The 25,682-nt window shown below is 41.0% G+C and carries 21 protein-coding genes; 7 read left to right on the top strand and 14 right to left on the bottom strand.

Annotated features, from left to right (window positions below):
• Positions 1-194: 194 nt before the first annotated feature.
• A complete protein-coding gene (locus EL341_RS13170) occupies positions 195-935 on the bottom strand; it encodes a tRNA-uridine aminocarboxypropyltransferase (RefSeq protein ID WP_126467980.1) in 741 nt (246 codons plus the stop codon).
• A gap of 122 nt (positions 936-1,057) precedes the next feature.
• On the bottom strand, positions 1,058-1,489 hold the full coding sequence (gene trxC / locus EL341_RS13165; RefSeq protein WP_047781739.1) for a thioredoxin TrxC: 432 nt from the start codon (positions 1,487-1,489) through the stop codon (positions 1,058-1,060).
• Between the two features lie 180 nt (positions 1,490-1,669).
• Between trxC and EL341_RS13160 the strand changes: the two genes are divergently transcribed.
• The gene (locus tag EL341_RS13160) at positions 1,670-2,713 is read left to right on the top strand and encodes a tRNA/rRNA methyltransferase (protein ID WP_126467978.1); all 1,044 of its coding nucleotides are present in this window, start codon (positions 1,670-1,672) and stop codon (positions 2,711-2,713) included.
• A 79-nt stretch (positions 2,714-2,792) separates the two neighbouring features.
• Here EL341_RS13160 and EL341_RS13155 read toward each other — a convergent pair whose 3' ends face one another.
• The 10 genes from EL341_RS13155 to EL341_RS13105 all read right to left on the bottom strand — a co-directional run bounded on the left by EL341_RS13155 (position 2,793) and on the right by EL341_RS13105 (position 13,233).
• On the bottom strand, positions 2,793-3,053 hold the full coding sequence (locus tag EL341_RS13155; RefSeq protein ID WP_126467976.1) for a YfhL family 4Fe-4S dicluster ferredoxin: 261 nt from the start codon (positions 3,051-3,053) through the stop codon (positions 2,793-2,795).
• 473 nt (positions 3,054-3,526) lie between these two features.
• Positions 3,527-4,786: a TIGR02270 family protein gene (locus tag EL341_RS13145; RefSeq protein ID WP_126467974.1), complete on the bottom strand. Its 1,260-nt coding sequence runs from the start codon at positions 4,784-4,786 to the stop codon at positions 3,527-3,529.
• Between the two features lie 16 nt (positions 4,787-4,802).
• Entirely contained in the window at positions 4,803-5,255 is a 453-nt protein-coding gene (locus EL341_RS13140) for a hypothetical protein (RefSeq protein ID WP_126467972.1), read from the bottom strand.
• A gap of 13 nt (positions 5,256-5,268) precedes the next feature.
• A complete protein-coding gene (locus EL341_RS13135; protein ID WP_126467970.1) occupies positions 5,269-5,634 on the bottom strand; it encodes a glycine cleavage system protein H in 366 nt (121 codons plus the stop codon).
• A 15-nt stretch (positions 5,635-5,649) separates the two neighbouring features.
• On the bottom strand, positions 5,650-6,675 hold the full coding sequence (locus EL341_RS13130) for a hypothetical protein (RefSeq protein ID WP_126467968.1): 1,026 nt from the start codon (positions 6,673-6,675) through the stop codon (positions 5,650-5,652).
• Complete coding sequence (locus EL341_RS13125) at positions 6,672-7,754, bottom strand: DUF2169 family type VI secretion system accessory protein (protein ID WP_126467966.1); 1,083 nt, start codon at positions 7,752-7,754, stop codon at positions 6,672-6,674. The genes EL341_RS13130 and EL341_RS13125 overlap by 4 nt, the downstream gene beginning before the upstream one ends.
• 242 nt (positions 7,755-7,996) lie before the next feature.
• Positions 7,997-8,824: a hypothetical protein gene (locus EL341_RS13120; protein WP_126467964.1), complete on the bottom strand. Its 828-nt coding sequence runs from the start codon at positions 8,822-8,824 to the stop codon at positions 7,997-7,999.
• Between the two features lie 12 nt (positions 8,825-8,836).
• Complete coding sequence (locus EL341_RS13115) at positions 8,837-9,592, bottom strand: hypothetical protein (RefSeq protein WP_126467962.1); 756 nt, start codon at positions 9,590-9,592, stop codon at positions 8,837-8,839.
• A 37-nt stretch (positions 9,593-9,629) separates the two neighbouring features.
• Entirely contained in the window at positions 9,630-10,748 is a 1,119-nt protein-coding gene (locus EL341_RS13110) for a DUF4150 domain-containing protein (RefSeq protein ID WP_126467960.1), read from the bottom strand.
• 226 nt (positions 10,749-10,974) lie between these two features.
• Positions 10,975-13,233, bottom strand: coding sequence for a type VI secretion system Vgr family protein (locus tag EL341_RS13105; protein WP_126467958.1), 2,259 nt, complete (start codon positions 13,231-13,233; stop codon positions 10,975-10,977).
• 491 nt (positions 13,234-13,724) lie between these two features.
• Between EL341_RS13105 and EL341_RS13100 the strand changes: the two genes are divergently transcribed.
• Positions 13,725-14,513 carry a zinc-ribbon domain-containing protein gene (locus tag EL341_RS13100; protein ID WP_126467956.1) on the top strand — a complete coding sequence of 263 codons (789 nt, stop codon included), beginning with the start codon at positions 13,725-13,727 and terminating at the stop codon, positions 14,511-14,513.
• Positions 14,514-14,546: 33 nt separating this feature from the next.
• Here the strand turns inward: EL341_RS13100 and EL341_RS13095 are convergent, their stop codons facing one another.
• Positions 14,547-15,047: a GNAT family protein gene (locus tag EL341_RS13095; protein ID WP_126467954.1), complete on the bottom strand. Its 501-nt coding sequence runs from the start codon at positions 15,045-15,047 to the stop codon at positions 14,547-14,549.
• Between the two features lie 328 nt (positions 15,048-15,375).
• Here EL341_RS13095 and yfhb point away from each other — a divergent pair, with 328 nt between their 5' ends.
• Positions 15,376-16,020 carry a phosphatidylglycerophosphatase C gene (gene yfhb / locus EL341_RS13090; RefSeq protein ID WP_047781735.1) on the top strand — a complete coding sequence of 215 codons (645 nt, stop codon included), beginning with the start codon at positions 15,376-15,378 and terminating at the stop codon, positions 16,018-16,020.
• A 56-nt stretch (positions 16,021-16,076) separates the two neighbouring features.
• On the top strand, positions 16,077-16,577 hold the full coding sequence (gene tadA, locus EL341_RS13085) for a tRNA adenosine(34) deaminase TadA (protein ID WP_047782740.1): 501 nt from the start codon (positions 16,077-16,079) through the stop codon (positions 16,575-16,577).
• Positions 16,578-16,583: 6 nt separating this feature from the next.
• On the opposite strand, the gene mltF is transcribed toward tadA, so the two are convergent.
• Positions 16,584-18,074 carry a membrane-bound lytic murein transglycosylase MltF gene (gene mltF / locus EL341_RS13080; protein ID WP_126467952.1) on the bottom strand — a complete coding sequence of 497 codons (1,491 nt, stop codon included), beginning with the start codon at positions 18,072-18,074 and terminating at the stop codon, positions 16,584-16,586.
• A 326-nt stretch (positions 18,075-18,400) separates the two neighbouring features.
• On the opposite strand from mltF, the gene purL reads away from it, so the two are divergent.
• The 3 genes from purL to EL341_RS13065 all read left to right on the top strand — a co-directional run bounded on the left by purL (position 18,401) and on the right by EL341_RS13065 (position 25,673).
• A complete protein-coding gene (purL, locus tag EL341_RS13075) occupies positions 18,401-22,291 on the top strand; it encodes a phosphoribosylformylglycinamidine synthase (RefSeq protein ID WP_126467950.1) in 3,891 nt (1,296 codons plus the stop codon).
• A 913-nt stretch (positions 22,292-23,204) separates the two neighbouring features.
• On the top strand, positions 23,205-24,653 hold the full coding sequence (locus EL341_RS13070) for a HAMP domain-containing sensor histidine kinase (protein ID WP_408634862.1): 1,449 nt from the start codon (positions 23,205-23,207) through the stop codon (positions 24,651-24,653).
• Positions 24,654-24,659: 6 nt separating this feature from the next.
• Positions 24,660-25,673: a hypothetical protein gene (locus EL341_RS13065; protein WP_114986956.1), complete on the top strand. Its 1,014-nt coding sequence runs from the start codon at positions 24,660-24,662 to the stop codon at positions 25,671-25,673.
• The last annotated feature ends 9 nt before the right edge of the window (positions 25,674-25,682 follow it).

Raw genomic sequence — 25,682 nt, 5'->3', positions numbered from 1 at the left:
CTTCTCTTGTTGGGTTATGGTAAAACCATAACGAGCAAAATTGTAATAGTCGGATCGTGTAATACTACCATCACTTCCCGTGAATGTGACCAAAAAACCGCGTGAATATGACAAAACTGTCGTTAACATAACAGAATTTCACTCGTGCTCATTTCATCTTATTGATATTTATCACCATTAAAAATGCTCAATAATCAGTCAGCTGAATCGTTTTTGGTCGAAAAGGCAATATAGTCTTCAAGACTCCGGTTTGCTTTGCCGGCCAGATAGCGCTGTTTGAAATCAGAGAAGTAATGGAGAAGGCTTTGTGAAACGTTTGACTCACCTACCTGCTGAAGAATTTTAACCGCAACTTCAACGGTACAAAGCTGCTCTTTGTTGCTGGCTTCTCGTAGACCGTAATCAGATTCTTCATCGCTGGCGATAGAGAGCACGGGCAAGTTATCTAAATAGGCACTTTTACGAAACATCTTTCTGGCTTCGGTCCAGGTACCATCAAGGATAATAAATAACGGACGCTTATTATTCTGCTTTTCAACCTGAGTTCTTACACGATCGGGAGTGGCATAAGAGGCTGGAAAGATGACATAAGGTTGATAATCCGGATTGGATAACAGCGCCAGTAATTGAGGATCTACGTGAGTACGAGACCAAAGGAATGCATGGGTATCCGGTAATATATCGGCGATAAGTCTACCAGTATTGCTCGGTTTGAGCGGTTCCGTGTCATACATTAACAGGCAAAAGCTGCATTCAGCACTCATACCGGAGAAGGTATGACATAGGCAATGAATTTGTGGTAACAGACAGCGATCGCAGCGGATAACTCGACACCCTCTGGCCCGAAAAGGGCGGGTTGACTGCGCAAGTCTTTGTTGCCGTAAACGCAAAACTGCATTGTTAGTAACAAGTGGCAAGGTAGAATCCGGGATCATTGGCAGTTACCTGAAAATTATTTGCTGTATACGGGGCAAAACACAAAATGAATAAGGGGCGCATAATAACGTATTCATGGCCCCTTCAGATATTGTTTTATCAGCAAATTGATACGTTTGAATTAGCTGTTTTTGGCTAAAACTTCATCTAACCATTGGTTAAAAGGCTCTTTAGGTAATGCGCCATTCAACATATCGATACGTTGTCCTTTCTTGAATACCATAATGGTAGGTATACTACGGATACCGTAACGGGCGCTGAGCTCTTGTTCTGCTTCGGTATCGATTTTAACAAAGCGAAGCTCTCTTTCCCTTTCTTGAGCAACATCTTCAAAGATCGGGGCAAAACTACGGCATGGGCCACACCAAGGTGCCCAGAAATCGATGACAACGGGAAGGTCGTCTTTTAATAATGAATCGAGTGAAGCTTTGTTTGCATTGATGACTTCGCCATCAAAAAGCGCATGTCCACAGCGACCACATTTAGCATCGTCCTGTAGACGGTCGTCAGGAATGCGGTTGGTAGCCAGACAGGAAGGGCAAAGAGTATTCATGCTGAACCTCGGTAAAATTGTTCAATGATTTTATTAATTATGTACAAATTGTTAACCATCACAATGTGATTTTGTCGATGGTTATAATAGATTTAGGCTTTTAGCCGATCATTAGTGGCTTACCGGCAGAACATCAGTTAATCTGCGCGCCGGATGCGATGGTGGAAGTGGAGATATAGTATGAGTGACTCTTTTAGCGGTAAGAACGGTAAAGTTAAAGTAATGTACGTCCGCAGTGACGACAATAAAGATGAAAAGAGCAATAAACGCTCTGACAAAAACCGTGCCGGTAATAAAGGCGATAGCCGCGGTGATAAAAATGCACGTTGGGGAGACAACGATCGCCCACGCCGTCCAGTTCGCAGCGTCAATGAAAAACCACCGCGTTCTCCATGGCAGGCCAGACTTCAGGATGCCAGTGAGCCAGAGCCTTTTGATCATGGCGGTATTTCTGGCAAAAGTCAGATCGACCCAGCTCAGCTTCGCCGGCAGCGCGAACAAGAAACCAAAGTTTATGGTGAGAACGCGTGTCAGGCACTGTTTCAGAGCCGTCCGGAGGCGATTGTTCGCGCCTATTTTATTCAGTCAGTTACCCCTCGGTTCAAAGAGGCTCTGCGCTGGATGGCTGCTAATCGCAAAGCCTACCATGTGGTTGAAGAAGAAGAGCTAATCAAAGTTTCCGGTACTGAACATCACGGTGGTGTCTGCTTTCTAATCAAGAAACGTACTGGCTTAACCGTGGCGGATTATTTGGCTAAAGCGTCGAAAACAGACTGTGTGTTAGCACTGGAAAATGTCGGCAATCCGCATAACTTAGGTGGCATGATGCGTTCATGTGCTCACTTTGGCGTTAAAGGCGTGCTACTACGCGATCCTGGCATGCTGGAGTCAGGTGCAGCGATTCGTACTGCAGAAGGTGGAGCTGAACACCTGACGGCAATTGGTATTGATGATTTCCCTGAGGCGTTGGACGCTTTCCGTCGTGCAGGTTATACCATCATTACGACATCCAGTCATAAAGGAACGTCGCTGTCTCAGGCGGTTCTGCCAGCTAAGACGGTATTGGTACTGGGTGAAGAACGCGATGGTTTATCTGATGTTGCGATGAAGCAGAGCGATATGAGTATTTCTATTGATGGTACTGGCAATGTAGAAAGCCTGAACGTTTCCGTTGCTACGGGAATTTTACTGGCGGAATGGTGGCGTCAGAATTCTGCTAAATAAAGTTTTTTGGTTGAATATTATAAAGAAAGGGACGCTTAAGCGTCCCTTTTCGCATCTCTAAGCTTATGCCCGCTAATTGTTAGAGCTTATCTGAATGGTGCAATAATACAAATTTATCCCACAGGGCTTCATTGCTTTCTGGGTGGGCTGGATCGTGAATAATGGTGTTATCAATCGGGCAAACTTTCATGCAGGTGGGTTCATCATAGTGACCAATGCATTCTGTACAAAGATCGGGATCGATCTCGTAAATCTCGGAACCCATAGAGATTGCCTGATTGGGACACTCTGGTTCGCACATATCACAATTTATACAACGACTTGTTATAAGTAGTGCCATATCAACGTGCTTTCAATTTTTTATAGTAAAAATAATTATATATAGTCATTTCGTATTCCGCACGATTACAAAATTATTGTGTTTTATACAGTATAAAATACAATGAAAAACTCAATTCAGCAACGTACACTATTTTTTTTAAAAGTGCATATGTGTAGCACTCTGTTATTTTATTATTATAAATAAATGGGTTAAGTATAGTCAGTGCCATAGCGTAAAAAGCTAACAACATAAATAATGATGAATATTTATATTGTTAGCTAAACGGGAGTTTGCATTACTGCTGCAAAAACGATGCTATTATACATCAATAAACTGCATCGTTCAAAATATGAGAAAGAAAATTATTTGCGTATTGAGTTTAATAAATCTGGAAAGTTACTCATTATGCTGAGTTTTCGAAGAATATATCTATTTATAAAACTTATAGCTGATCTCTTTGATTATCAGGATCAGCTATGAAAAAATTGAAATTAGGCAATAAATAAATAAGAATGAGAGCTATCTAATAAAGCTAATTCTAATGCAGCAGCAATTCGTTGCCGCTGAAGTCCTGTCTGCAAAATATCTAATAATGAATCTGCGTTAATTGGCTGTCCGGACAGATAACGGATTCCGGTTGTAAAATGCGATGAAAACTTGTTCCACCAGGCGTCAACTAATTGAGGGGAGGGGACTTGTAGATCTTCCTCATACTCATCTAACTCTTCTTCCTCCTCCTCCTCCTCCTCCTCATCATCATCATCCTTATCTGCTTGATAATCAGGATCATCATCCACGGTTAACTCACTAAACTCAAGTTCTATACCAGTAATAGAACAAAAAGACTCACCAGCTAATCGGGCTAGTTCCGGCTGCTTCATCATATCGATTAACCAAGGCACGTATTTGGTATCACCTACAATACCGATCCCTAAAATAGCTTCTTTAAATAATGATTTTTTAATTAAACTATTAATAAAAGCGTATTGTTTATCCTGCCCACAAATTCGTAATAGTATCTGTAAGGCTTTTCTTCGATAATTATGATCATCGATAAAGTATGTTAAAACAGGAATAACTTCACTTCGATAACCCATAATTGCCAATGATCTCGCTGCCCAAAAACGATATTCAGAGTTTTGATGAGATAAATAACTAAATAGATCCTTCGAATATAAATAGCATTTTAGCTCTCCCAACAACCTGATCACACTGGTTTTTAAGAGCGGAATATTAGTACTCAGTAAATGTTTTAAATCTACCTCGGATAGCTGCTGACGGAGTAAACGATATGTTGAAACAGCAATATACTGGTAAAACGGGCGTTTATCTCTAACTAACTGTGCTAAAAATGGCTTAACAACATTGAAATTAAGCCAGTATAAAGCATGAATAAATGCTTCAGCATTATCACTTGTTACCGCTTTTAAAACTGCTTTTTTCCACTCAATATTATCGTTTTTAAACGCCAGAATGACTGCTGGAAAGATATACTCTTCTCCCTCCCCAATCATTTCATGACAATATTGCCATGATGCTTCATTACCAATACACATACCGACTAAATTTGCATCAAGTCGTGCCTTTAATTCTGTTATTTTCTCGTAAGTATAATCCGGTCGTTGAATGGCATAAGTCCACTGTAAATATAAATTAGATGCCTGATCAATATGTTCTTCGATGATATCAGTATTAACTTTACTCGAGATCTCACGAGGCATTATGCCAATAAAAGTAGGTATTTGTGACATATTATCCACCAATGTCTTAATTCAACTCGACTGAACTGCCTTGGATTCTATTCGTTCGTTTAGCCCGACTCAAAATCTTACGTCCTCTAACCGTGACTTTACCATCCTGCTCTAAAATCAATTGTGCTTTACCACATTGTAATGAAAGTTTTTGGTCAGCTTTTAACTCAAGAATCTTACCATTTAGCTTAATTCTATTCTGTTCAATATGACTCTCATCATTTATATGAACAACGGGTGTTGATTCAATAACACCTACGATAACCAATTGTTGTTTATCAGTCACTAAGACTAATACATCGGCTCCTAACTGTGTCTGTTTCAATTGGACGCAAGATTTTGCTTTAAGCAACTGATCATTTATTTCTACCATAAGAGCATGTGGTGTTTGGTGGGTATCAATATCAACTAATTTACCGATACTGGAATGTACAGATTGAACTAATGGTTTTATATCATTTGTAATCATTATTTATCCCTATTTATAAAGATATTTCTGGTTCATAATCGAGTAGAGTATCTAATTGTGATATATCATTGGGTTTGAAGCGAAATAACCAGCTTTCAAATGGTTGTAGATTTATCAACTGGGGATTTTGTAACAGTTGTTCATTTGCCTGTGTCACTTCACCAGCAATTGGTGTTTCAACATCAATAATGGATTTACGAGACTCAATAACAGCACAAACATCATTTCTATTTAACTGATCGCCTGACTTTGATAACTCAATATAGACAATCTGACCAAGCAGATTTTGTAATTGTTCGGATAAACCCAGACTATATTCACCCGATTGGCCAGTAGATTGAATCCAAATGTGTTGTGGCGTAAACTTTCTTGCTGTCATTATATGAGTTCCTATTTATTCTTGATATTTGAGCAAGAGGGCAGCCCGCTCATCATTATCATTACCCACATGAATTAACACTTCGCGGCTTGGAGCATAACTATTTAGATTCGCATCTAATGCAACACCAAGTAGAATAGGTATAATTGCTGCACCTGTTTCACCAATAAATTCAGTTGGGGTCCAGGGGTCAGGACTGACACACTCTTCCGGTGAATTAAAACGACCATTGGCATAAGAAAATTCTTTAAATTTATAGCGTTCACCACTAATATCAGACAAGCTATACAACACATTTCCTAGCTTTATATTACTTTGTTCCTTGGCCAGACGAATAGCCTGTGTCATCCCTTGAGCCATAAACGGTTTTTCTGAAAGATAGGGTGCAGGCTCACTAGCTTGACCAATCCCCAAAATGTGTAATCCAGCCTGTTTTTTATTACTCAACATAACTAACACAGCCGATCCCGCTTCACCAGGCAAAAATCCATTTGACTGTGAAGAGCATAATAGACGGTTTTTATCTAAATAATGTTGTACAACATGCCTATCAAGGTAACTGTCTACCCCAGCAACAATACAATAGGGTAGCTGATGCTCTGTCATTAGTGACTTTGCTAATTGCAACGCATAAACACCTGAAGTCTGACCATAAGATAATAGCTGTGAAAATTGATGATGGGGTAGCTGCAAACGCAACTCAATTTGATGTAATAACTCATACATCCTATAAGAGGGTAAATTGGGAGTATCTTGTAAGCGTGTTCCCAATAAAATAGGAATTTGATGCCATTGGCTAGAGGGTACTGTGCGTAAACACTCGTCAATAGCAGGGGAAACCATATCAGCTAATTTGTTAATACCATCATACCACTGTGGCAATGCCACTTTTCCCCCTCGTAAATAATCATCCCCACCAATATACTCAGTATATGGGATCTCATCAATGCCACTAATACCAGCTCGAATCGCTGTACAACTGGCTGGAGCATTAAACCCAACACAAGTCACCATTCCAGATGCCATAACTTTGATTGTCATGATGACTCCTTGTTTGTTGTTCTCTCAATAAATTCAGATAAGCTTGCATAATAGGTTTTATGTGGTGATTGTTGCTGATTCTCCCATGCGCGAATATCACTATTCTTACCAACAACCACCTCCTCAATATCAAAATAATCATTCTTAAGTGGCACAGCAATACGAGATATTAAACTAAAATGGTTAGCTTCCGGTTCAATAATCAATGTATCAATAACAGGTGTCACGACATAAGACTCGTCATGATAAGGTACAACTAATATCGAGAGCTTCTGAGTGGGTAAACAAAATCGAATTTCACCTTTTACAGAGAGATTGTGCAATCTGACTGGCTCACCACCTTTAATATAGGGCATCTGCTGATCGAGTGGAGCCGTCTGGAAAAAACGAAAATCAAAATCAGCTGGCATAAAGGGCATTACATTTTCACGCCATTTTTCATCATAGGTACCAGCATATTGAACGCGTAATGGAGAAGTTCGGCTGATAGAACCAAATGACATTGGACGGTACTTACCATCAGGTTTAGTGACTGGCTGACCAGTTTCTTCAGTATTCGGTAATAACATCTCATTGATATTTTTTTTATGATATGAATAACCGGTACCAATAGGATTTTCTCGATAGAAACGTAATTTTTTAGGTTCTGATTCATCAGTGCCACCAAAAGCAGTATCATAAGAGATGGGTAAGCTAATAAAAGGTTGTGGCTTTTTTTTACCCCAAGTTCGGTGACCTTTTACAGTAAATGATTTGCTGATTGGACCTACCTCTAATGAGACAATAACCTCTTCTTTAGGAAGACCATCAAATGACCATGCGCAACCATTTAAAAGAACATCACAACAAGGTTTATAACTAACATAATCAGATTCCAGTAAGGTCGCTGAATACCCAGGTTCACCGGTACACTCATCAGCCTGAGTTAATGATAATTGAACGGGAGCAACTTGTGGTTCCTGATCTAGCTCTGGCAGCTCGTATGTAGATTTGATAACAATAACTAATAATTCACGACCATCTTTGGTATTATCAAATATATAATCAGCGGTAAATGCAGTATGATTAGTTAATTTCATAGTTTTAGCTTGCCATCCATTAAAGTATTACAATTTCTTCAAATTGGACGATAGTTTCAATGCAAAAATATCAGTACAACAGATGCATATATCGTGAGTATTATTATCTCTATTAATCATTGACCGAAGATTTGGCTCACGAGTTATATTGGTTAATTGTAATAATGATTTTAACTCACTATGTTGATCATTCATTTTTATCATACTCTCTCCTTGAGTAAAATCCTGATAGTTTGGTATGTTTAGGATAACTCTCCGAGCTGATAGGGAATAGCAAACTTAGTCTTTAAAGCCTGCTCTGAAGCCAATAAAGGATTATTACGATTAACCTGACTTAAAAATTGATTTAATAACTGGCTGGCTTCTGTAGGATCATACTCACGCTTTAGATTCAGAATTTCAATCGCAACATAATCGCCGAGCCATGATTTCTCATCTTTATTACCAAAAAGATTAGCAAATGGGTCTTGTTCCGGTAGTGTATAAAACTTAACTAATCGTTGAACCACTCCTTCCAGCCATTGCTTAAATATTGAAACTTTTTCTGTTGGTAAAATATGAAGAGTGGCAGTAATCAAAAACTTTAAATCTTCACGCCAAGAGTCTAGATAATAGTCATCATACTCTTCATATAATGTTGTAGAGTCATCATCTACATGAATAGTATTATCGGAAACATATAGATCGCCCATTAATGAGGAGTATCCCGAACACCAAAGAACACCGGCAATGGGCCCTAAGTAATTTGATCTTTCCGCATAATCATGTTCATCTAGCTCATATTGTGGAATAAGATAAAACTTATTAATATTGGCACACCAAGCAGCTTCAGCTATATACATAAAAATAGGATCTTGCTCCATCCCCTGAAAACGTCCTAATATCCACTCATAGGTGCCAATCATAAGACAAATTTTAGCTCTTAAACTTACTGACTCGATTTGAGTCGCTATTTTCTCAGAATAAGAGTAATCCCAGCCTGCATCCACATCAGAATCGTCCCATGAGTAGTTAATAATTGATTTATTGATTTTAGCGTGTGTAATATAGTTAGGTAAACGATATACCATTATCCCTCCCTCCTATTTAGGTTGATATGGAGTACCAATAAATCCCTTTTCTATAACTTTTTCAGGACTCAATAAATAAGGATTATTTATGTAATCTGCTTGTGTTAATAAAATATTAGACATTTTCTGAAGATCAGCTGTTTCATAATCAAATTCAGGATCAAAATAAAACTCTCGAGGAATAAATGGCTCCTGATTAACATCATAGCTCCGATCTATTCCCCCATCTTCGTCTATCTGTTCATTAGGAAATAATTCAATCATCCTTTTTAAACAATTGGTTAACCATGATTCAAATGCTTTAGGATCTGGAGAGATATGTTGAGCAATCATAATATAATGACTTACATCAAGGTATAGTCGTACTGAGCTAGTACGATAGTAATGTCGAGTTGAAATATATTGATTCAAAAAATACCATACAATACTTTCAATTTTATTCCCTTTAATATAGTCCATATCATGTTCTGGATTACGAAGATAGTTTTTATCAATCAAACCAATCCAAAGAGCTTCAACAAGCAGCATTAGGTCATCAATATTTTTACCCTCTAATTCAACTCGCCATTGTTTAAAACGCCAAAAAACCCACTCACTAGCAGCTATCCCCAAGCCAAAAACAGATTTATAATTACACTTATCAAGTAGCTCTTCTAATCTTTGGTTATCACCATTTCTTAACTTATCTTCTATCGTTCTATTCCATTTATAGTCAAGAGGAGCTTCAATAAGATTGATTTTTTTAAACAATATAGGTTCAGTTAACATTGTGTTTATTTCCTAAATTAATTAAACGTTAAATTTATTAATCGGTTATAATACCTTGTGCCTTTCTTATAAATTTTTGATAACCCTTGCAATTATCTTCTGAACTACCTTTTGCAGAGGTTTCTTTTTTAATATCTTTACAATTTTTATCATCATCCGCATTTTTTTTATTAAATTTCTCAGATTTTCCATTTTCACTACAAAAATATATATTTGTATCACAGCTCTCCATCACTTCACATATAGTACGAGCACAAAATAAACATGGAATAGGTCCTTTCGACCAATCAATATTAAATACTATATTACCTGCCAGAGATCCTGTTTGGGAAAGTTTGTTTATTATTCCAATTTCAGCATGGCCACATTTCATTGATTGGCTATGGACTGTATCTGTTTTAGGAGGGTAAGGATAATGTTTCTTTCCATTACATAGTTCAATCCCTTCATTATTAAAAACTTCAGTGGATTTTGGAGCTAAAACAAAAGAGCTATCCCCAATGTTTTTTCCTGAGCTACGAATTAATGATGAACATGATGATGCAGAGATAATCTTCCCATTCATTTTTCCTTTACCCATATATTTAGCGGAGGCTATTACCTTCTTTCTTTTAGCAACTTTTTTGTTTATTTTATCAACTTTTTCACGAATCTCTACATTCTTTTCTTGTGTTTCTTCACAATCATCTTTTGCAGCAACTTCCGAACTATTACCACCTTTGTTTGCGCCATACTCTGTATTTTGTGTACTACCTTTATTATTATGTTTAGTACTATCAAGATGACGGATGGCATTTTTACCCTCAAATTTTACATCAGAACTCCAGGACGTCGCCTTTACCTCACCAGTTAGATGATGATTAATAATTCCTTTTTTGAAGCCTTTTGTGGCTGGTTCATTCCCTTTGCTTTTCTTAAAAACAGATTTATTTTTAATACCAACCATTTTATTCTTGATCTTAACCGTATCCGTCCCCTTGATGGTATCTTTGGAATCACCAAAGTTAGGGTAGGGAATAGGTATACCTATACGAGGTGGAACTAATGGTGGTGGTGGCGGAGGTGTATGGCAAACGTCAGGAACAGGTGAAACGGCAGTAACACCACTCTTTTTGGACGAAACCTCACGTCCATTTGCATATACATTCTTTGCCATTTAGGTTCTCCATACATAAAACCAATCCATAATAACGTATGTATTATTCACTTATAGTTAACTGTAATTTGAATAATATTTTTATATCATTAAAACTTAAATAAACGAACAATGAATAAAACTCACTTGAATAGCTTATTAGAAATCATCGAAAAGGAAAACCTATAAATAAACTATCAAATGATTAACAGTAAATATATCAAAAGTAATATCACTAATATCTTATTTAATTATCTAAAATCTTCTTACCTTTCATTTTTATATTACCACTGGCTGTATAAGTTTGTTTAGCTGAAGTTTTAACAGCCAACTCTTTACCATTAAGTGTAATCTTTCCTGACTTTTCCATCTTTAACATAGATTTCCCACAGATAATAGTAAAAGTATCACCCGCATTAATCTTAATATGTTTACCTGACTTCATCGAAGTGTTCTGGGCAATAACAGAGGTTTTATTTTTACCTACTGTTTGTTTGTAATCTTTACCAATCATCATCGTTTTGTTGATGCCCACTTCTGAGGTTTGAGTCAATCCCACAGTAGTATTCATCGCTGCACCTACAGTTATCTGATAAGCTCCACCAATGCTCAGAGCTTTCGCTGCACCAATAGTTTCAGCTTTAGCAATGGCGATAGTTTCAGCCTGATTCCCCATGACTGTTAATGTGTCATTGCCACCTACATTAGCGCTACGATTAGCACCAATGGTATCGGTTTGGTTACTACCAATTGAGGTGGTTTGGTCAACACCGATGGTATTAGTTTGATTACTACCAATCGTCCAACGTTGATCCACTCCAATAGTAGAGTCTTGATTATTACCAATAGTATTAGTTTGGTTATTACCAACATCGAGAGTTTGGTCGACACCAATGGTACCGTCTTGGTTATTACCGACATTTAATTTTTGGTCTACGCCCACCACCATGGTCTGGTTGTTATCTACGTTTTCATTATGATCGTTGATAACATGCACACCTTTATCATTCAGGACATCAACATTCATATCCTTCTGAGCATGCATATAAAATTCTTCTTGCCCAGACTCATCTTCTAAACCAATTTCGTTAAAACCATCCCCTTTATGGGTTTGTGAACGAATGGTCATACGTGTCTTTTTAGCTGGTAGTGAAACAGGCGGTGCATTTTTCCCGTTATACACGGTGCCGACTATGATCGGCTGGTCGATATCGCCATTGAGATAAGCAATAATCACTTCTGTTCCAATTCGAGGAATGGCCATAAAACCAAAGCCATCACCATTCCAACCCTGACCCGCACGCACCCAACAAGACGCTTTTTCATCAGCAGCATCATACTTATTCCAGTGAAAGTGGACTTTTACTTCGCCATATTCATTAACATAAATTTCTTCGCCAGCAGGGCCAACTACAGTAGCGGTTTCATTACCATAAACAGTTGGTTTAGAAATAAAAGGAGCCCGCCAGTCAATAGAGCCAGGGATAAAGCTAAATTGATTGGTGAGTGTTGCTACACGCTCACCACTACTTGATTCATTTCCAACCGATTGGGGAAGTGAACCACGATGGACAATTTTGACGATTTGCCAGTTGCTATTAATGGCATCATTGGGGTGCTCTGAAATAGTAAATATTTTGCCCGGCATAAGTTGAAAACAGTTACTTTCAGCTTGACCGGAAGCGCTATTCGCTTGGTGTGCTTCGAGACGATATTTGGCATATTGCTGTGCTACGCCGTCATCATCATAACGACCATAGCTTTCATATATCGTATATGAGGGAAGCTTTCCTGATGCTTTCGCTTTAGTGTCCAGCCCAACATCCGGATGTGAGAATTTATAATCTTTCAGGTGAACCGCATTTGGTTGCATTGTTGCGCCATAGCGCAGCTTATGAACCACTGATTCCCGATTAGCACTTTGCGTATGAGCATTATAAATAAGTGCTTCGCCTCCCATCATGCCAGTTCTGCTATCACTGTAAAACATCTGGTTCTCTTCAAACCAGAACACAATTCCTTCCTCTGCCGCAAGACGACAAAAAAAGTCATAATCCGTTTCATTACGTTGAGTGATATATTCCCAGGCTTTATGATAATCCATTAATTTAGAATCAGCCCTGACATTATGCTTTTGTAATAATTCACTAATAATGTCCGGAACAGACTTAAAATGGTAAATACGGTTATCTTGAGTGAGTGTTAATAGCCAAAGCTCAGGACGGATAATAAAGTGATAATATGTTCGGTCAAAACCACTTTCCCCCTGATGAGCCGCCGCAACAAGACCATTCACCGTTCGCTTAACTTCACCATCAACTTTGACTGTAAACGATGCGTTTTGTAGTAATTGGCCATCCATATTAAGGCTAGCATCATTACTGGCAGCGGTTATTTCTAATTTGAAGAGTGTTGATAATTCCTCTTCGAGATTAAAATCAACAACATCAAATGTCGATTCAGGTAATCCACCAATGCTGCATGAAATATATAGGCCGGTATCCATACTATTTATTCCTAATATCCCTATTTAGAATTGGATTCAAACATAAAAATGCGATAAATTTAACCTGATAATATTACTAGTTTTATTTTTCATTATTGTTTTTAAGTGATTTTATAGAAAAAATATGTGACATTAGGAAATCTAAATTTGTGGCAATCTAAATGTTTGCGCTTCAATATAACCATTATAAATCATGTTGTTATGATTTTTATATGCATGGTTTTGTTTGTTGGCTTTAGTCCGACTAGACCTATGAAAATATATTTTTAGTACTAAATTAGTTAAAGTATAAGAAGTGATATTTTTTAAAATTTGTTAGTTTTTACGATGGTTGACACATTTTAGTGTTCATCCAACTCTAATGGTCACAATGCTTATTATTTGAATTGACAACTGAGTGAAGCATATGGGCAATATACTTTTAATTATGTTTTAGTTAGGCTTCTTATTAAAGGTAAAAGGTAATAGCTTGATTAGCTGTAATAAACAAAATGCGTCAATATACGATTAAAGATATGTATTCATTAGCTGAAAAACATCACGGGAGATGTTTATCAGAAAACTATTTAAACAGTCATACTCCGCTTGAGTGGCAGTGTGCTATGGGGCATCGTTGGAAAATGGCGCCTACAAATGTACAACAAGGAAAATGGTGTGCACAATGTGCTAGGTTAAGCCGAAATGCTAACTATCTACACTATCTAAAAGACTACGCTAAAGCAAAGGGCGGGCAGTGTCTGTCAACTGAATTCATCCATTCCTCCGTAAAATTATGTTGGAAATGTCAACAAGGGCATGAGTGGCAAGCAGTTTCAAGACAGATAATTTCTGAACACACTTGGTGTCCAATCTGTGCTAATGATAAAAAAAGAGGCACATTAGCAAAAATGCAAAAGTTGGCAACGAGTCGAGGGGGAGAATGTTTATCAACTCAGTATAATAATGCCAAAGAAAAATTACGTTGGAAATGTGAAAAGGGTCATATGTGGGATGCGATCCCTGCAAATGTAAAATCGGGAGGCTGGTGTCCAATTTGTGCCTTCAATATTCCCGATATTAAGAAAATGAAAGAGGTGGCAAAAAAAAGAGGGGGAGACTGTTTATCTAGCCAGTATGTGAATTATCGAACTAAATTGCATTGGATATGCAAATTGGGACACACTTGGATGGCTACACCAAATAGCATCTTGTCACGAAAATCTTGGTGTCCGGCCTGCGCAATCTTGGCCAGTTGTCGTCATGATAAATCTCGTCGTAAATATCTCTTGGATAATTCGTAATTGCTAAGTAAAGTACGGTTATCATCCTCCAGTCTAAACAGGTTTGCGCAACTCTTTATTACGGGTATTTTTCGTTTTTGACGAAAAGCCATCGTTATTAAGTCCTTTTGACAGACAAATAACTCGCTTTTTATTAAGAGTAATACTGCTATTCAGAATGGATGGATGGCTTATTTCTGAGAGCACTTTAGTTTTAAACGGTAAAATTGTTTTTAGCGATGGTGATAACGGTAGAATAATTTCATCATGGTTAATAGGAAGAGGATCGAGCTTAAGCTTCTTTATTATTTCAACGTCACCGGCAATATGGCTATTGTTCCATACACAAATGCCACCGAGTAATTTACCGTCGGACGTGGTTTTAACATAGTACCGTTCTTTGCAGTCGGCTTTACTGTGCATAAAATCTAATATGTCTGGATGTGAATTAAGCGATCCACCGTAGAGAGAGTAACATTCGTTATATTCTTTTTTTGTGGCGGATTCCCAACCAGTTATCGCAGATTTAATAAGCAAAATTGCAGTACCTGTCATTTTATCTGATAAAAAACACGCCTACTTATTAATAGGCTGTAGGGTTAGTTATCTATTTAATATATATATGGTTATAAAACTATGGGCGGAGCATACTATATTTCCCCCACCACTCCTTTCTTTTTGTGATTATTAATAACATTTTTGTGTGGTTGATCGAACTATCCTAACGTTTTTAAAAGTAATAATGTATGCAGGCAGCCGTATTCGGGTTGCTAAGTGGGTAACTTTTATCAGAGATAAATAACCAGAGAAGCGATATACTCTGCTCATCATTAACGCCGTTGAAATGGTATAACTTTCTATTAATGAAGTATCGGGAGCCAGCTTGCCAACTCATCATCATTCACAGCAGCGTATCGTATTTTTTGATCTGGATGGTACGTTACATCAGCAGGATTTGTTTGGTAGCTTTGTTCGCTATTTAATCCGCCGTTTGCCGATCAATCTGGTGATTTTAATTCCACTCTTGCCGGTGATTTATTTAGGATTATGGATTGGTGGGCGCAACTGTCGTTGGCCGGTAAGTTTGGCAATATGGGCGATAACTGCGGGCCATCATGAACAACAATTAAAGTATTTGGAACAGCAGTTTGTTCAGGATTTTAAACAACGGGTGGTGCCATTTCCTGCGGTACAAGAGCGGTTAGCTGAATATTTGAGTGATGATAATACCAGCGTCTGGTTATTGACGGGCTCACCTCAGCATTTGGTTGAAGAGGTGTATGGCGATTCGTTTTTCTTGTCCAAAGTGAATTTAGTGGGTAGTCAGATGGTTTATCGCTATGGTGGCTGGATGATTACCATGCGCTGTTTAGGTAAAGAGAAGGTGGTTCAGCTTGAACAGCGTTTAGGTAAACCATTAACATTATACAGTGGTTATAGCGATAGTGTGCAGGACGATCCGGTTTTAGCTTTATGTCAGCACCGTTGGCGTGTGGATAGTCAGGGTAATCTGAAACAGCTGGATTAACCTTTCCATTTCCGAATAATTATTTTTGATTGATATAGAAAATAGAGTGATTGATGATGACTTCGCATTACAGTGATGAAGACTGGATGCGCTATGCGCTGAAACTTGCTGAACGAGCAGACCAAGAAGGTGAAATTCCGGTTGGTGCGGTATTGGTATTGGATAATGAAGTGATTGGCGAGGGATGGAATAGACCCATCGTTCGGCACGATCCAACGGCGCACGCAGAGATTATGGCTCTACAACAGGGCGGACAGGTATTACAGAATTACCGTTTGTTGAACACCACGCTATATGTGACGCTGGAGCCTTGTGTTATGTGTGCCGGTGCCATGGTGCATAGCCGTATCCAACGGCTGGTATATGGTGCCAGCGATTTAAAGACAGGCGCTGCGGGCTCATTACTGGATATTTTGGGGCATCCGGGGATGAATCATCATGTGGAAGTGACATCGGGTATTATGGCGGATGTTTGCTCAACGTATTTGAGTGATTTTTTTAAACGTCGTCGCGAACAGATAAAAATGCAAAAGAAGCTGAACCAAATTCTACGTTAATAGAGGTTATTTTTCTGGCTGGCGTGGATGTTTTTGCTGAATGAGCTTGGGGTTTACCGTTGGATAAGACGACCCCATTTCGGCTTCTTTAGCGGCGGCTAACAGCGCCTTAGCCGTTTGATTCTCTTTTTCTTCAAGATAGCCCATCAAACTGATTTGATAACGGCGAATATTCTCCACAAACTGATAGGCCTGATAGCCGCGCGCATAACCGTAACGCGTTTGAGAGTAATATTGTTTTTGAGTGAGCATGGCCAGCCGCTTTTTAACGTCAGCCCAACTATCCGGATCGCCACCTTGCTTGGATGTCAGGCTTCTGGCATCTAGCATATGGGCAAAGCCCATATTATAAGCGATCAGCGCAAACCAGATTTTTTCCTCTTCTGGAATGGTGGCCGGAATTTTCTCCATCAGCTGCTCCAGATAAGCAATACCACCGCGGATGCTCTGTTCAGGATCGAGACGATCGGTGACGCCTAAGGAGTCTGCCGTGTTTCTGGTTAACATCATAATGCCCCGCACCCCGGTTGGTGAGGTAGCCGTTGGGTTCCAGTGTGATTCCTGATAGGCAATAGCTGCGGCTAAACGCCAATCGATCTCTTTCGCATATTTCTCAAATAGAGGCTTAAGCGTTGGCAAAACATTATCAATCGCGCTCAGGAAAGTCTTGGTATCGACATAGTCAAACTCTCCTACGTGTCCAAGATATTTCTCTTCCAGTTTTGATAACGAGCCATCTTCAGTAATCTGATTGAAAAAATCCAGCATGGCTGCATTGAGACTATTATCATCAGTTTTGCGCATATACCACATAACCGGCTCTTCTTCGGTCACGTCAAACGCCACCGCTAAATTAGGTGAGAAGCGTTGAATGATGGCAATGGTGACTGAATCAGCAATGGTGTAATCGAGCGTTCCTTCGGCGACCTGTTTTAATAATTCTACGGAAGAATAAGATGAAGTGGCGCGCCAGGTAAGCTGTGGGTATTTGCTCTTTTTCAACTGATGTAACGTTGAGATGCTGGCCGAACCTGATACCACGGTCAGACCGCCTTTAATATTATCTAATGACTGAGGTCGGGGGGTATTCTGGCGATAGACTAACTGTTGTGAAACGGAGTAATAGGCTGGGCCAACATTAAGCTCTTTCATCCGTTCCGGGTTAAAAATCAGTCCGGCAGCCAGCATATCGGCGTTACCGTTTTCCAGTTCGGTAAACAGATTAGTGATGCTGTGTTTAGTTTCTATATTAAGCTTAACGCCCAGATAGTCAGCAAACATCTTGGCCAGCTCATAGTCGAGGCCATCTACGCCATTACTGCTTTTGTAGTAATAAGGCGCAACGTTAAGCGTGCCGATATTTAGCACACCACGCTCTTTTATTTTTTGTAACTGGGTGCTGTCGTCGTTACGCCAGTGCAAGGCAGGCCATAAAGCCACAGCAAGCATCAGGGTTACAGCACCAATAAATAGATAGTTAATCTTTAATGGCTTCAAATAGCGTTCTCTAAAAATGAAATTTTTGCTGAATACGAAGAGAGCTAAGCATTTATGGGTGTTGAAATCGCTCAAGTCTGAATTGTTTCGTTCAGCTATTTGTTATTGAATGAAATTCTTAATTTATCTTGGTTTAAAAAGCAGGATGTACCCAATTCATCAGTAGGCATTTTGCTAAACTGCACGCAACATAGCAAATACTATGTTTTGTTGGTGAGTCAGCCACTGGATAAATAATAGCTACGCAAACGGTTTCGTCATCGTGTTTGATTCTCTATAATGGGGGCAGTTTTTTCCGTTTAGCCTTCGACCAGAGAAATTAGACTATGGAAATTTTGCGTGGTTCTCCCGCTTTATCAGCTTTTCGTATTACCAAGTTATTGTCACTCTGTCAGGATCTTCAGTTACCGGTTAGCGCTATCTATGCTGAATATATTCATTTCGCTAATTTAACCTCCCCACTATCTACGGATGAGCTTGCGAAGTTAAAAAGGTTGCTAAAGTATGGTCCGTTGTTGGTAGAACATGAGCCGCAGGGGCGACTGCTGTTGGTTACTCCGCGACCAGGAACGATTTCTCCTTGGGCATCCAAGGCGACGGATATTGCCCACAACTGTGGTTTAACTCAGGTTCACCGCTTAGAGCGGGGTATCGCCTACTATATTCAGTCTGAATCACTGTCAGATACTCAATGGCATACATTGGCTGATTTATTGCACGATCGGATGATGGAGTCTGTGTTTACCGAGCTGTTGCAGGCAAAAGCGTTATTTTCTCAGCATCAACCGACACCATTGGTGGTGATTGATTTATTGACCGAAGGCCGTCAGGCATTAGAAACGGCGAATGAAAAATTAGGCCTGGCATTGGCATCGGATGAAATTGATTATCTGGTGGATGCTTTCACCCGTCTGAAACGTAATCCCACGGATGTTGAACTGTATATGTTTGCTCAGGCGAACTCAGAGCATTGTCGCCACAAAATTTTCAATGCCGACTGGATTATCGATGGAAAGAGCCAGCCAAAGTCATTGTTCAAAATGATTAAAAATACTTATGAGCAGACGCCTGATTACGTATTGTCTGCCTATAAAGATAACGCTGCGGTGATGGAAGGTTCAGAGGTGGGACGGTTCTTCTCTCAACCAGATTCTGGTGTATATGACTATCATCAGGAAGCCGTCCATATTTTGATGAAAGTTGAGACTCACAACCACCCGACAGCCATATCGCCATGGCCGGGAGCGGCTACCGGTTCAGGTGGTGAAATCCGTGATGAAGGTGCAACTGGTCGCGGGGCGAAGCCCAAAGCGGGTTTGGTTGGCTTCTCGGTATCGAATCTGCGCATTCCCGGTTTTGAACAACCGTGGGAACAGGATTTTGGCAAACCAGAACGCATTGTGACGGCATTAGATATTATGACGGAAGGGCCACTGGGTGGCGCTGCGTTTAATAATGAATTTGGTCGCCCTGCGCTACTGGGTTATTTCCGTACCTATGAAGAGCAGGTGACCAGTCATAATGGTCAGGAGCTTCGCGGATACCATAAACCTATCATGCTGGCTGGCGGTATCGGTAATATCCGTGCGGATCATGTGCAGAAAGGCGAAATTACTCCGGGAGCCAAACTGATTGTGCTGGGTGGGCCGGCCATGAATATTGGCCTTGGCGGCGGTGCTGCATCATCTATGGCTTCTGGTCAGTCTGATGCGGATTTGGATTTTGCTTCAGTACAGCGTGATAACCCGGAAATGGAGCGTCGCTGTCAGGAAGTTATCGATCGCTGTTGGCAGCTTGGCGATAAAAACCCGATTTTGTTTATTCATGACGTTGGTGCTGGTGGGCTATCCAATGCTATGCCGGAATTGGTCAGCGACGGTGGGCGCGGTGGTAAGTTTGAACTGCGCGATATATTGAATGATGAACCGGGTATGAGCCCATTAGAAGTTTGGTGTAATGAATCTCAGGAACGCTATGTGTTAGCGGTTTCTCCCGAGCAGCTACCGTTATTTGACCGTATTTGTCGCCGTGAACGAGCGCCTTATGCCGTAATTGGTGAAGCGACGGAAGAACAGCAGCTAACGATGCATGACCGCCATTTTGATAATACTCCGATTGATTTACCGCTGGATGTTTTGCTGGGTAAAACGCCGAAAATGGTTCGGGATGTTAAAACCCTCAATACTCAGGGACAACCTCTGGTTCGTACCGATATCTCTTTGCCAGAAGCAGTAAAGAGAGTGTTTCATTTACCGGCCGTCGCGGAAAAAACATTTTTAATCACTATTGGCGATCGTACGGTAACCGGTATGGTTGCGCGGGATCAGATGATTGGTCCATGGCAGATTCCTGTGGCCGACTGCGCGGTGACCACTGCTAGTTATGATAGCTATTATGGTGAAGCCATGTCGTTAGGTGAACGCTCACCGGTGGCATTGCTTAACTTCGCCGCTTCAGCCAGATTGGCGGTTGGCGAAGCGCTAACCAATATTGCCGCTACTCAGATCGGTGAATTGAAGCGGATTAAACTATCCGCTAACTGGATGTCGGCAGCAGGCCATCCGGGGGAAGATGCCGGTTTGTATGAAGCAGTCAAAGCGGTGGGTGAAGAACTTTGTCCGGCGTTGGGTATTACCATTCCGGTGGGTAAAGATTCAATGTCGATGAAAACCCGTTGGCAACAAGGCAATGAAACGGTAGAGATGACATCGCCATTATCGCTGGTGATTACTGCTTTTGCGCGTGTTGAAGACGTTCGCAATACGGTAACGCCTCAGCTACGTACCGATAAAGGCGATAACGTGCTGTTACTTATCGATCTCGGTGAAGGACGTAATGGCTTGGGTGCGACGGCATTGGCTCAGGTTTATCGTCAGTTAGGGGATAAACCCGCCGATGTTCACAGTGCTGACAAACTGGCTGCTTTCTTCAATGCCATGCAATCATTAGTGGCAAACCGCGCGATTCTTGCCTATCACGACCGCTCTGACGGTGGGTTATTGGTGACGCTGGCTGAAATGGCGTTTGCTGGTCACTGCGGATTGACGCTGGATCTGAAATCACTGGATCAGGATATGCTGTCAGTGCTGTTTAATGAAGAACTGGGAGCGGTTATTCAGGTTGCTCAGAATAAACTGCCGCAGGTTGAAGCTTGTCTGGCGGAGTTCGGTTTATCTGATTGTGTTCATCATATTGGTCAGGCAGTCGCCGGGGATCAGATTGACATTCGTTACAATGGACAGCCAGTTTATCAACAAAGTCGTCAAACGTTGAGAGTCTGGTGGGCTGAAACCACATGGCAGATGCAGCGACTGCGTGATAACCCTGAATGCGCTGATGCTGAGCATCAGGCTAAACAAAATCCAGACGATCCCGGACTGAACGTTAAGCTGACGTTTAACCCTCAAGAAGATATTGCCGCACCTTATATCATTGGTCAGCAACGCCCAAGAGTAGCGGTATTACGTGAGCAAGGGGTGAACTCCCATGTTGAGATGGCTGCAGCATTTCATCGTGCGGGTTTTGATGCTGTCGATGTGCATATGAGTGATTTACTGGCCGGCAATATCGGACTGGATAGCTTCCATACTCTGGTTGCCTGTGGTGGTTTCTCCTATGGCGACGTATTGGGTGCAGGTGAGGGGTGGGCCAAATCGATTCTGTTTAATCAGCAGGTACGCGATCAGTTTGAGTCCTTTTTTAACCGTCAGGACACATTGGCATTAGGTGTGTGCAACGGCTGTCAGATGATGTCTAACCTGAGTGAGCTGATCCCGGGTGCTACGTATTGGCCGCGTTTTGTACGTAACCTGTCGGATCGTTTTGAAGCGCGCTTTAGCTTGGTAGAAGTCACTCGTAGCCCATCATTGCTTTTGCAAGGGATGGAAGGGTCACGTTTGCCAATTGCAGTTTCTCATGGCGAAGGCCGAGTTGAAGTTCGCGATCCTCAGCATTTGAATTCGCTGGTGCAGTTAGGTTTAGTGTCGATGCGTTATGTGGATAATTTTGGGCATATCACCGAACAGTATCCGGCTAATCCAAACGGTTCGCCTGAGGGCATAACAGCCGTTACCAATCTGGATGGACGAATTACCATCATGATGCCTCATCCGGAGCGAGTTTTCCGTACGGTTAATAACTCCTGGCACCCAGAAGAGTGGGGAGAAGACGGCCCGTGGATGCGTTTATTCCGCAATGCACGTAAACAGTTGGCGTAGTTGTTATTTAGTGTGGCTTAAGAGTGAATCAACGGCGGCGTAAGCCGCCATGTTGGTTGGTTAAGTTTTTTTACTCTATGTGCAATGATTTATTAAGTCCGTCATTCTGGCTTTTTCCAAGATGACGGTATAGACCTGTTGGCAAATGCAGACAATCAGCTTATTTCGGTGTCGCAAATTGGAGACATTTAATTAATTGATTATTAAGATAAAAATAAGAGTTGTTAAAGAGTGTCTGCTTTTAGAGACAAAACTCGATGGTTTTATCATGATCGGGCTATTTAATCAGTAAATTACCTGAATGGATTAAAGTTAAATTAAATAAAACTCAATTAATATCAATTAATTACAAGTGTTTTTAAAAACTTGGCATGCAACGTGCATTATGTATATCGTCGCTCATTCAACTTTTTATGTCAGAGCCCTAAAGTGGAACTACATAAGCCTCAGAATGATGCCAAAGCCATGGTACCTATCGTCTACCAAACAGATATTAACTGCTACGGCAGCTTATCAAACTTCAGACGACACGTTGAGTGAGGTGCCAGCCTGTGTCTAGCCGTGATGAACAGAGCTTCATCAATTTCAGACACATAAGGATGTTATTCATCAAGTCTACCGATGACAGGTTATCCTTCATCACCCAGAAGATGAACATTCAGGACATCCACGTATTCCTCCCAAAGGATGTTATGCATCCTTTGGGAATAAACGTAACAAATAAACGATATTCGTTAAGCACTTACCAATGATTGGTTAAGTGCTTTTTTTTGGGCTAGAGAAAATACGCAGTCCACTTTTGGATTAAGAACCCAATAGCTAACCGTTTATACCGATGATAATAAGAAAATCTTTGGTGAAATCAGTAAAAACGCTATTTTCTTCAATCAAGGTCAGTTAGCATCGTTAACGATTGATTTACCATGAGAGTATCGCGTTGAAAAAGTTTAGTCATTTTCCCCATTCTCTTCGTCAACTTGTGTTGCTGGCTTTCCTGCTGGTGCTTTTACCATTGCTGATTTTGGCCTATCAGGCCTATAAAAGTCTGGACTTACTCAGTGCACAAGCGGCAGATATCAATAACACCACCCTGAAAGACGCTCGGCGTAGCGAAGCGATGACTAACCTCGCGGTGAGCATGGAGCGTAGTTATCGGCAATATTGCGTGCTGGGCGACAAGACGCTGGAATCTTTGTATTTGAATCAGCGCCAGCAATATTCTGAAATGCTTGATGTTCACTCGGCTATTTTGCCAAATCAAAATTATTATAAAACGCTGCAAAAACAGCTTGCTGAACTGTCTGAAATTCATTGTAAAAACAGCGGGCCGGATGATACCTCATCCGGGCTGTTAGTGAACTTTTCCCGTTCTAATACTGAAATGGTTCAGGCAACGCGGGCGATTATCTATTCCCGAGGTGAAAAACTTCAACAGGCGATTGCCGATAAAGGTTATTTCTTCGGCCAACAGGCTCTGTTACTTTTCCTGCTCAGCGTCTTTCTGGTTTTCCTGTTTACCCGCATGATTATCGGGCCGGTGAAACGGGTTGAACGCATGATTAATCGGCTGGGAGAGGGGAAGTCGTTAAGTCATATTTTATCTTTTAACGGACCGCGTGAAATACAGTCGCTGGCGCAGCGTATTGTTTGGCTGAGTGAACGACTATCGTGGTTGGAGTCTCAACGTCATGAGTTTTTGCGTCATATTTCTCATGAGCTTAAGACGCCATTAGCCAGTATGCGTGAAGGAACCGAACTGTTACTCGATCAGGTGGTTGGGCCGTTAACCGAGGATCAGAAAGAAGTGGTATCGATACTGGATAAGAGTAGCAGGCACTTACAACAGTTGATTGAACAACTGTTGGACTATAACCGTAATCAACCTGATACCGGCACAGAGAAAGAGTTTATTGACTTGCAGGTTATGGCTTCCGCAGTGATTTCTGCGCATAGTTTACCGGCTCGTGCCAAATATATGCGTACAGAATGTCAGTTAGCACAAACTCACTGTTGGGCGGAGTCTGTACTATTAATGCGGGTTCTTGATAATCTCTACTCCAATGCAGTGCACTATGGCGAGGAATCCGGTACCATTTGGATTATTAGCCGTCAAGTCGGACAGTCCATTCAAATTGAGGTCGCCAATACCGGGGAGAAAATACTTCCTCAAGAGCAGGCAATGCTTTTTGAACCATTTTATCAAGGGAGCCGCCAGAGAAAAGGTGCGGTCAAAGGTAGTGGTTTAGGGCTAAGTATTGCTCGTGATTGTTTGCGCCAAATGGATGGTGAGTTGCTGTTGGTCGATGTTGACTATGCGGATGTGTGTTTTCGTATTGAATTACCGTTAATTGCTGAGAAATAATGCATAATGCCTACAAGGTTTACTAAAAAAGATAAAACTATCATTGAGTTGCCAGATCTAGTGACGGTGATAAAGTCTGCAGGGATATTACGGAAAACGTTACTGTTAGCCGCATTGGCTACGCCGGTAATGCTAGCGGGTTGTGGTCATCAGGGAGTCGGTGACAGCGCGTCAGGTATGATGGTCTATGAAGCACCTATCAATAAAGTGAGTGATTACTCTCGAGTAAGCTGTGACGGCAATATTTGGAAGGGGCAGGACGATGAAACCAATAGTAATTCACTGTATTGGTTACGTTTGATTGACTGTACCCGCTCGTTGACCCTATCTCAAGCGCGTATTCAGTCTTATAGTTATGAAATTACTAAATGGGATGGGGTGTTGAAGCGAGCCATTCTGTTGTCGCGGCTTGATGCTGCCCATTCAGAACGTCGAAATGCGCTGGAACAGTTGAAAAATTATCGAGCGATGTATCCGGCCAATGTTTATCCGCTAATTCTGTTATGGAATGATGAACAAACGCTTGAGCTAAACCTCTTTGATGAGCGGGCTCGCCATCAGCGTCTTAAAGAGAGTAGCGATACACAAATTGAAGCGATGCATAATCAGCTACAGGAAACTAAGCATCAGCTGAATGAGACGACGCGTAAGCTGGAGAATTTGACCGATATTGAGCGTCAGCTTTCCTCGCGTAAAGTCTCACCTGGGGATGGCGCTTCCCATAATAGCGTTGCTGAGAGTGGCGGTGAAATAAAACCTACGGCAGCTAGCCCAGAGGGCTCCGAACAAAAAGCGGCGCCTGAGGTCAAGAAAGAAAAGCCCGTTGAGCAGATTAAGCCAACAGAGTCGGAAAAACCAGCGGCATCCGTTGCCACCAAGAAACCCGTTGCATCTGAGGTTTCTGGAGCCGAGAAAAGCCAGCCATCTAAACCACCAGTTAATGATGAGAATTCTAAGCCGGTTGTACCTTCTGCCGGATCGGCAGCAACCAAACCTGATGCACAACCGGCACAGAAATAAGCCGTTATA

Origin of the sequence: Pragia fontium, assembly GCF_900638655.1 — a bacterium.
Classification (GTDB): domain Bacteria; phylum Pseudomonadota; class Gammaproteobacteria; order Enterobacterales; family Enterobacteriaceae; genus Pragia; species Pragia fontium.
The sequence above is the reverse complement of the archived record's forward strand: the minus strand, read 5'-3'. Positions and strand labels throughout refer to the sequence as shown.

What these genes read in the sequence shown, in the direction of transcription:
- EL341_RS13065 (WP_114986956.1), top strand. Translation starts at nt 24,660, where the DNA reads ATGCCTACAAGGTTTACTAAAAAAGATAAAACTATCATTGAGTTGCCA.
- EL341_RS13140 (WP_126467972.1), bottom strand. Translation starts at nt 5,255, where the DNA reads ATGATTACAAATGATATAAAACCATTAGTTCAATCTGTACATTCCAGT.
- EL341_RS13120 (WP_126467964.1), bottom strand. Translation starts at nt 8,824, where the DNA reads ATGGTATATCGTTTACCTAACTATATTACACACGCTAAAATCAATAAA.
- EL341_RS13135 (WP_126467970.1), bottom strand. Translation starts at nt 5,634, where the DNA reads ATGACAGCAAGAAAGTTTACGCCACAACACATTTGGATTCAATCTACT.
- trxC (WP_047781739.1), bottom strand. Translation starts at nt 1,489, where the DNA reads ATGAATACTCTTTGCCCTTCCTGTCTGGCTACCAACCGCATTCCTGAC.
- EL341_RS13145 (WP_126467974.1), bottom strand. Translation starts at nt 4,786, where the DNA reads ATGTCACAAATACCTACTTTTATTGGCATAATGCCTCGTGAGATCTCG.
- EL341_RS13100 (WP_126467956.1), top strand. Translation starts at nt 13,725, where the DNA reads ATGCGTCAATATACGATTAAAGATATGTATTCATTAGCTGAAAAACAT.
- EL341_RS13105 (WP_126467958.1), bottom strand. Translation starts at nt 13,233, where the DNA reads ATGGATACCGGCCTATATATTTCATGCAGCATTGGTGGATTACCTGAA.
- EL341_RS13170 (WP_126467980.1), bottom strand. Translation starts at nt 935, where the DNA reads ATGATCCCGGATTCTACCTTGCCACTTGTTACTAACAATGCAGTTTTG.
- purL (WP_126467950.1), top strand. Translation starts at nt 18,401, where the DNA reads ATGGAAATTTTGCGTGGTTCTCCCGCTTTATCAGCTTTTCGTATTACC.
- EL341_RS13110 (WP_126467960.1), bottom strand. Translation starts at nt 10,748, where the DNA reads ATGGCAAAGAATGTATATGCAAATGGACGTGAGGTTTCGTCCAAAAAG.
- EL341_RS13115 (WP_126467962.1), bottom strand. Translation starts at nt 9,592, where the DNA reads ATGTTAACTGAACCTATATTGTTTAAAAAAATCAATCTTATTGAAGCT.
- EL341_RS13125 (WP_126467966.1), bottom strand. Translation starts at nt 7,754, where the DNA reads ATGAAATTAACTAATCATACTGCATTTACCGCTGATTATATATTTGAT.
- EL341_RS13095 (WP_126467954.1), bottom strand. Translation starts at nt 15,047, where the DNA reads ATGACAGGTACTGCAATTTTGCTTATTAAATCTGCGATAACTGGTTGG.
- EL341_RS13160 (WP_126467978.1), top strand. Translation starts at nt 1,670, where the DNA reads ATGAGTGACTCTTTTAGCGGTAAGAACGGTAAAGTTAAAGTAATGTAC.
- EL341_RS13130 (WP_126467968.1), bottom strand. Translation starts at nt 6,675, where the DNA reads ATGACAATCAAAGTTATGGCATCTGGAATGGTGACTTGTGTTGGGTTT.
- tadA (WP_047782740.1), top strand. Translation starts at nt 16,077, where the DNA reads ATGACTTCGCATTACAGTGATGAAGACTGGATGCGCTATGCGCTGAAA.
- EL341_RS13155 (WP_126467976.1), bottom strand. Translation starts at nt 3,053, where the DNA reads ATGGCACTACTTATAACAAGTCGTTGTATAAATTGTGATATGTGCGAA.